The following is a 6,822-nucleotide window of genomic DNA, read 5'->3' on the forward strand; positions in this document are numbered from 1 at the left end:
GTCCGCGCAACGTCACATACGTTCGCCTCCGGCGAGGGGCGTTTCGCCTGGGGCGTTCGACTGGTCCTCGCAGGGATCGCGATGCCATTCGCCGAAGGGATCTGGATAGTCGCGCCACTGATGCGGGGCGGCCAGCTCGTCGTCGGTCAATAGCGCGCCGTGTAGTGCGCTGCGGATCTCGTCCGGGTCGGCGCCGCATGCCAGCACGATCATCGAGGTGTGCCGGTCGCCGTGCTCATCGGTCCACATCAGGTCGGCGAGCGCGCGTCGCTGCGGGTCGACGTAGGCAAGTTCGGAGGCGGTCATCGCGGCGAGCCACTTGCCAGCGGCGTCGACGCGCAGTCCGCCGCCCGCCGACTGTAGCCACATCGCCTGCCGGGGTTGGGTCGCCAGCCAGAGTCGGCCGCGGGTGCGGAGCACGCCGTCGAGCAGCAGATCGATGGCGGAGTGCAGCCGTTGGGGGTGGAAGGGGCGCCGAGCCCCGAATTCGACGAGCTGGACGTCACCGTCGCGGCTGAGCAACGGTTCGCCTGCCAGCAATGGGTCGTGTGGTCCGTCACTTCGGCCGCGGCGGGCGTTGGGTTCCAGATGGGCCAGGGCCATCTCGACGCGGTCGTTGCCGACGGTGATGCGCGCCCGGGGGGTGAGGCGTCGCAGTGCGGCCAACGTCGTGGGGTGGGGCTGGTCGAGTACCACGACGTCGGCGAACTCGGCCTGGCAGACGGCCACCTGCGCGACGGTGCGGCCATCGCAGAGTTCGTCGTCGCCGAGCGCCTGGGGCAGCCAGTGCTGGGCCGCCACGCAGGTGACGACAGCGGCTATGGCAACGTCGCGCGCCGCGGGGCCGTCGGGGTATCCGGGTCCCGGCCGGACCTTGACGTGGTTGACGGCCCAGCAGATCGGTTCGGGTTCTAGCCAGGGCGTGAGGTGGACGACGATTCTGGCGACGTCCCCTCGGCGGTGCAGGATGCGCAGCAGCACCAACAGGTCGTTGCGGATCGTGCATTCGACGCATCCGTGAGCCAGTTCGAGGGCATCCTCGGTCGTCGTCAGGCCGTCGCGAGTCAGCATCGCCGTCGTGCGCCGCACCACGTGTCCGTCGAATTCGTGCTCGACGGCGAGGGTTCCCGCTTGCCGCAGCAGGGTGCCGGTCACTGAGTCGGTGTCGCCCTGGCCGGTCGTCAGTATCACCGGAGTGCGCATGGTCCTCCTTGTTGGAAATGATTGTCATTAGTGCCGGTGTCACGGTACAGTTCCCGCCAGCGCTTGTCGAAAATGATTTTCATTAATGATCGTTCTGAGGAAGGGGTCAACGGTTGTCCGCGCACTGTCAGATCACCGGTCGCGCACCGAGTTTCGGAAATTCGGTGTCCCATTCGAATCGCCGCACCAAGCGGCGCTGGTCACCAAACATCCAACGCAAGACGTATTACCTGCCATCGGAGGGAAGGCGCATCACCCTCCGGGTGAGCGCCAAGGGAATCAAGGTGATCGATCGCGACGGTATCGAGGCGGTCGTTGCGCGGCTGCGTCGGGCGGGCCGGATTTAATGGCGCGCAACGAGATCCGGCCCATCGTGAAGTTACGGAGTACCGCCGGCACCGGGTACGCCTACGTCACCCGCAAGAACCGGCGCAGCGACCCCGACCGGCTGGTGCTGAAGAAGTTCGACCCGGTGTTGCGCCGCCACGTCGACTTCCGCGAGGAACGGTGAGCGGCGGGGCCGCGCCGGTGCGCGCCACCCGTCGTCCGTTCACGCTGATCCTGTGCACGGCGTGCACGGCCGATCGCACGGAGGCGGCGATGCGGGCCGTCCGCGCCACGATCCGCCGTTGTGATCACGGAGTCCTTGTCACCACCGGATGCATGTTGGGCGTGAAGGCCTGCGCGGCCTCGGGTGGCCTGACGATGGTGCTGCAGCCCTGCACGATCGATCGGCGACCAGACGGGCCCGCCAGGTGGCTAGGCTCGATCGACGGCGCGAAAGACGTTCGCGGCGTGTGCAGATGGGTGGAGCTCGGCGACTGGGACACCCCACCGCCGGGGTGTCGCCCCAGCGCGCCGTGGGAGGTGACCGCCCGTGTCGGGAGCCCGAACTGAGAGCATCGCCACGTCGTTCGTCTCCCGTCAGCTGAATGACATGTGCGGCGGCACAATCGAACTCAGCGTCCCACTGCGGTACGACGTCGTTCAGATCGGCGTAGGCGGTGACGTCGACGTCGGTCGGATCCGGGTCTCGAACGCCGCGGGCTCGATCACGGTGGTCCGCGTCGACGGCAGGCCCATTCAGGTCGAGGTCGTCACCGGCGACGGGTTGGCAACGCGGGTGTTCCGCGCACCGGTCCCTCGCGTACTCCTCGTTCGGTTCGTCGATCCGACGGGACGGGCACGTTGGCAGCCCAGCGGGGCGGCCGCCCAAGTCTGCCGGGCGAGCCTGTTGAAGCAATTCGCCGACGTACTGGGCACTTTCGTGACGGCGAAGCAGTCTGACCATCAACACTCGCAGCGAGGGTGGCGCGACCACCGCCTGCTCACCGTGGAGCCGGTGCGGACGTCGAACTCCAGCGTGGTATCCAACGTCGGGGGTGGTTCGCCGGCGTGACGTGGGTCGGGCGACTCGCGGACCGCACTGATGACGCGATCGACCTGATTGAGCGCCAGCGCGGCGGTGCCGAGCATGGTGGCGCGATCGGCGCTGCCGACGGCATCGCGCAGCTGCGAGGCTACGGCGGGCCAGGCGGCGTCGCGGTCGCTGCGGTAGAGGTCGGCGCACCCGAGGCAGCTGGTCACTCCGGGGATCACCAGCGGGCCGACGAGCCCCGTTCCGTCGCGCACCCGCACGGGAAGGTGCGGCATCCGCGCCTGGTGGAGCTCGCGCAGCACCCGCGGATCGGCGACCAGGAAGTCCGTCAGCACCACCAGGTCAGTGGTCCCCGCCGCTACGGTCGCGTGGTTCAGGTTGCTCTGCCTGACCCTGGCACCGGAGCACCTGAGCGCGCCGGCGAGCAGGTCGGACAGCGGGCCGCGGCCGTGGATGCGGATGGATGCGGACCGATTGTGCGGCGGCGTGGTGCTGGCCAACCCGGCTTCGACGAGCGACGTCAGCAGGTCGGTCACCGTCTCGGCGTCGTCGATGCCGCGGTTGACGGCGAGCTCCCGCAACTCGGCCACGGTGATCCCGGACTGCATGCTGCGCAACAGATCGGCCAGCGTCGAGGCGGACAGGCCCGCGGGCGGATGGACCAGCATCGCCCGCCGAGGATCCCAGCCGACCTGGACGGCGCCGTCGGGCCGGACCAACACCGGCATCGCCGGGTTGAGGGTGTGGCGTGACATGCGCCGACTCTGCCACGCGGCGCGGCGCCGACGCGTCAGTTATCCACAGGCATCGGTCAGCCTGTGGATGAACTACTCGTCGTCCTTCGTGTCACCGGGGCCGTCCTGAAAGTCCTTCTCCAGATCGGCGATCGCCTGATCGATGCCGCTGGTGTCGCCGCCGACGACGCGGTCGATGAACGCGGCTGGTTCGTCGAGATCCTCGGAGCGGGGGAGGAGGTCCGGGTGCTGCCACACCGCGTCGCGGGCGTCCGCGCCGACGGCATCGGTCAGCCGTTCCCACAACACGGCGGCCTCCCGCAGCTTGCGGGGGCGCAGCTCCAGGCCGACGAGCGTCGCGAAGGTCTGCTCGGCAGGGCCGCCGGTGGCCCGTCGCCTGCGGAGGGTTTCGCTCAGCGCCGAGGTGCCGGGGATCCGATCACCCAGCGCGGCGGTCACGACGGTCTGCACCCATCCTTCGATCAGGGCGAGCAACGTCTCGAGCCGTTCGAGCGCGGCCTCCTGCTCCGGGGTGGCCTTGGGCTCGAAGATGCCCTGGTTGAGGAGTTGCTCCATGGCCGTGGGGTCGGTGAGGGAGGCCGGGTTGAACCCCTGGGCGAAGTCCTCGATGCCGCTCATGTCGACCTTCATGCCGCGGGCGAAGGCCTCGACGGCGCTCAACAGCTGGCTCGACAGCCACGGGACGTGGCTGAACAGTCGGTGATGCGCCGCCTCCCGTGCCGCCAGGAACATCATGATCTCGCTGCGGGGCTGCTCGAGGCCCTCGGCGAGCGCCTCGATGGCGTCGGGCATCAGCGCCGCCACTCCCTTGGGGCCAAGCGGAAGTCCAATGTCGGTGGAGGTCAACACTTCTCGCGAGAGCGTGCCCAACGCCTGGCCGAGTTGGGAGCCGAAGGCCATGCCGCCCATCTGCGACATCATCGCCAACAGCGGGCCCGCCATGGCCTTGGCCTCCTCGGGCAAGGCCGACGCCCACACGGTCGACATCTGCTCTGCCACCGGGTCGCAGAGCCGTTTCCAGGTACCCAGGGTGTTGTCTACCCAGTCGCTCGGCGTCCACGCCACCGCCGACGTGGTGCCTGCCGGTAGGGGAGTGACGCCGTCGAGCCAGGTGTCGGCGAGGTGGACGGCGTCGGAGACGGCGTTGCTGGTCTTCTCCGGCACTGGCTTGACGAACCCGATGGAGCTGGACGCCAACTGGCGGGCCAGGTCGTAGTTGACGGGTCCGGCCTGTGCGCCGCCCGCCATCGAGGTGCCGGCGCCGCTGAACATCTCACCGAGTTTGGAGAAGATCTGTCCGAGGTTGTTCATGTCGAAGTCGGCGCCGCCGAATCCGAACGGATCCGGCTGTGACCCCGCGTTGGGGTCCTTCTTGCGGTCGTCTTTCTCGGGGTCGTCCCCAGAGGAGAAGCCGAAGGGCTGGTCAGGCATGGCGTCTACGGTACTCACCGGACGCAGTCGGCGTTGGCCCCCGGGTCACGCTGATAGAGAACGTCGCATCCGGGGCGAGCGTGGCGACGGGAAATCGACGGTGCCCTTTACTGTGGGCAGCGTGAACAGGCGGGTTTTGACACTGGTGGTGGCGCTGGTGCCCATCGTTGCGTTCGGTCTGCTGCTGTCCGCCGTGACGGTGCCGTTCGTGGGACTCGGACCCGGTCCGACGTTCAACACCCTCGGTGAGGTCGAGGGCAAGGAGGTCGTCGACATCGAGGGCACCGACGTGCACCCCACGTCGGGGAACCTCAACATGACCACGGTGAGCCAGAGCGACGGGCTCAGCCTCGGCCAGGCGCTGGCGCTGTGGATGTCGGGCAACGAGCAGCTGGTCCCGCGGGATCTGGTGTATCCACCCGACAAGTCGAGGGACGACATCGACAAGGAGAACACCGCCGACTTCAAGAACTCGGAGGACAACGCGGAGTACGCGGCGCTGTCCTATCTCAAGTATCCGATGGCGGTCACCGTCGAGACGGTCACCGATCCTGGACCGTCGCTCGGCAAGCTCGAGGACGGCGACGCGATCGACGCGGTCAACGACACGCCGGTCGCCACCGTCGAGGAGTTCACGAAGATCCTGAAGACCACCAAGCCCGGCGACCAGCTCGTGGTCGACTACCGCCGCAAGAACAAGCCCGCGGGCACCACGACGATCACGCTCGGCGACAACCCCGACCGTGACTACGGCTACCTGGGCGTCGCGGTGCGCGATGCGCCGTGGGCGCAGTTCACCATCGACTTCAACCTCGCGAACATCGGTGGCCCGTCGGCGGGCCTGATGTTCAGCCTCGCGGTGGTCGACAAGCTCACGACGGGCGATCTGAACGGCGGGAAGTTCGTGGCCGGGACGGGGACCATCGACGGCGAGGGCAACGTGGGTCCCATCGGCGGCATCACGCACAAGATGTACGCCGCGCAGGAGGCCGGTGCCACGGTGTTCATGGTGCCCGCCGAGAACTGCGATGAGGCCAAGTCTGCCCACGACGACGGACTGACGCTGATCAAGGTGGAGAACCTCACCGGCGCGATCGACGGCTTGAAGACCTATTCCGCCGGTGGCGAACCCCCCGGTTGCTGAGAAGGTCCTTTGCGTCGAATGCGTAGAGTTATGGCACGTCGAACGCGGCGTGACACGGCCACGTCACATTTGTGACACCGAGACTGGAGTTGACGAGTGGGGATGCGGCCCGCGGCGAAAATGCCGAAGCTGACACGGCGTAGCCGGATTCTGATCGGGCTCGCGCTCGCCATCGTCATTCTGCTGCTGATCGGCCCGCGCGTGGTCGACACGTACGTCGACTGGCTGTGGTTCGGCGAGCTGGGCTACCGGTCGGTGTTCACCACCGTGCTGTTCACCAGGATCATCGTCTTCCTCGTCGCGTCGCTGCTGATCGGCGGCGTCGTGTTCGCCGGGCTGGCGCTGGCCTACCGCAACCGTCCGGTGTTCGTCCCGACCGCGGGCCCCAACGATCCCGTCGCGCGCTACCGCACGTCGGTGATGGCGCGGCTTCGGCTGTTCGGCATCGGGGTGCCCCTGTTCATCGGTCTGCTGGCGGGCATCGTCGCGCAGACCTACTGGGTGCAGGTGCAGCTGTACCTACATGGCGACAGCTTCGGCGTCGCGGATCCGCAGTTCGGGATGGATCTCGGCTTCTATGCGTTCGACCTGCCCTTCTACCGGCTGGTGCTGAGCTTCCTGTTCGTCGCGACGTTCCTGGCGTTCATCGCAAACCTGTTGGGCCACTACCTGTTCGGCGGTATCCGGCTGGCCGGGCGGACGGGCGCGCTGAGTCGGTCGGCGCGCATCCAGCTCGTCGCGCTGGTGGGCACGCTGGTGCTGCTGAAGGCGGTGGCCTACTGGCTTGACCGCTACGAGCTGCTCAGCCACACCCGCGGCGGCAAGCCGTTCACCGGCGCCGGCTACACCGACATCAACGCGGTGCTGCCCGCCAAGCTGATCCTGCTGGCCATCGCCGTGATCTGCGCGGT

9 protein-coding genes are annotated in these 6,822 nt (G+C 68.0%); 6 read left to right on the forward strand and 3 right to left on the reverse strand.

All coding sequences use genetic code 11. The features are described 5' to 3' along the window. Positions 1 to 12: 12 nt before the first annotated feature. Entirely contained in the window at positions 13 to 1,203 is a 1,191-nt protein-coding gene (gene mrf / locus ABW137_RS13075; protein WP_526400515.1) for a ribosome hibernation factor-recruiting GTPase MRF, read from the reverse strand. A gap of 113 nt (positions 1,204 to 1,316) precedes the next feature. Here mrf and rpmB point away from each other — a divergent pair, with 113 nt between their 5' ends. Genes rpmB through ABW137_RS13095 form a run of 4 tightly spaced genes read left to right on the forward strand, consistent with a single transcriptional unit; the run spans position 1,317 to position 2,602 of the window. Further along, positions 1,317 to 1,550 carry a 50S ribosomal protein L28 gene (gene rpmB / locus ABW137_RS13080; RefSeq protein WP_526400517.1) on the forward strand — a complete coding sequence of 78 codons (234 nt, stop codon included), beginning with the start codon at positions 1,317 to 1,319 and terminating at the stop codon, positions 1,548 to 1,550. Further along, on the forward strand, positions 1,550 to 1,714 hold the full coding sequence (gene rpmG / locus ABW137_RS13085) for a 50S ribosomal protein L33 (RefSeq protein ID WP_526400519.1): 165 nt from the start codon (positions 1,550 to 1,552) through the stop codon (positions 1,712 to 1,714). Before rpmB ends, rpmG begins: the two co-directional genes overlap by 1 nt. Further along, a complete protein-coding gene (locus ABW137_RS13090) occupies positions 1,711 to 2,100 on the forward strand; it encodes a hypothetical protein (RefSeq protein ID WP_526400521.1) in 390 nt (129 codons plus the stop codon). Before rpmG ends, ABW137_RS13090 begins: the two co-directional genes overlap by 4 nt. Then, positions 2,081 to 2,602, forward strand: a complete 522-nt coding sequence (locus ABW137_RS13095; protein WP_526400523.1) for a hypothetical protein — start codon at positions 2,081 to 2,083, stop codon at positions 2,600 to 2,602. Before ABW137_RS13090 ends, ABW137_RS13095 begins: the two co-directional genes overlap by 20 nt. Here the strand turns inward: ABW137_RS13095 and ABW137_RS13100 are convergent. Next, entirely contained in the window at positions 2,494 to 3,336 is an 843-nt protein-coding gene (locus ABW137_RS13100; protein ID WP_526400525.1) for a bacteriocin biosynthesis cyclodehydratase domain-containing protein, read from the reverse strand. The genes ABW137_RS13095 and ABW137_RS13100 overlap by 109 nt on opposite strands. A 72-nt stretch (positions 3,337 to 3,408) precedes the next feature. Next, the gene (locus ABW137_RS13105; RefSeq protein WP_526400527.1) at positions 3,409 to 4,767 is read right to left on the reverse strand and encodes a zinc-dependent metalloprotease; all 1,359 of its coding nucleotides are present in this window, start codon (positions 4,765 to 4,767) and stop codon (positions 3,409 to 3,411) included. 121 nt (positions 4,768 to 4,888) lie between these two features. Here ABW137_RS13105 and ABW137_RS13110 point away from each other — a divergent pair, with 121 nt between their 5' ends. Next, positions 4,889 to 5,911, forward strand: coding sequence for a YlbL family protein (locus ABW137_RS13110; RefSeq protein WP_526400529.1), 1,023 nt, complete (start codon positions 4,889 to 4,891; stop codon positions 5,909 to 5,911). A gap of 96 nt (positions 5,912 to 6,007) precedes the next feature. Then, positions 6,008 to 6,822, forward strand: an 815-nt coding sequence (locus ABW137_RS13115) for a UPF0182 family protein (RefSeq protein WP_526400530.1), incomplete at its 3' end; no start/stop codon positions are given.

Source organism: Mycobacterium sp., from assembly GCF_040509115.1.
Classification (GTDB): Bacteria; Actinomycetota; Actinomycetes; order Mycobacteriales; family Mycobacteriaceae; genus Mycobacterium.

Coding starts and splice junctions, on each gene's coding strand:
- mrf (WP_526400515.1), bottom strand. CDS start 1,203: ATGCGCACTCCGGTGATACTGACGACCGGCCAGGGCGACACCGACTCA.
- rpmG (WP_526400519.1), top strand. CDS start 1,550: ATGGCGCGCAACGAGATCCGGCCCATCGTGAAGTTACGGAGTACCGCC.
- ABW137_RS13100 (WP_526400525.1), bottom strand. CDS start 3,336: ATGTCACGCCACACCCTCAACCCGGCGATGCCGGTGTTGGTCCGGCCC.
- ABW137_RS13105 (WP_526400527.1), bottom strand. CDS start 4,767: ATGCCTGACCAGCCCTTCGGCTTCTCCTCTGGGGACGACCCCGAGAAA.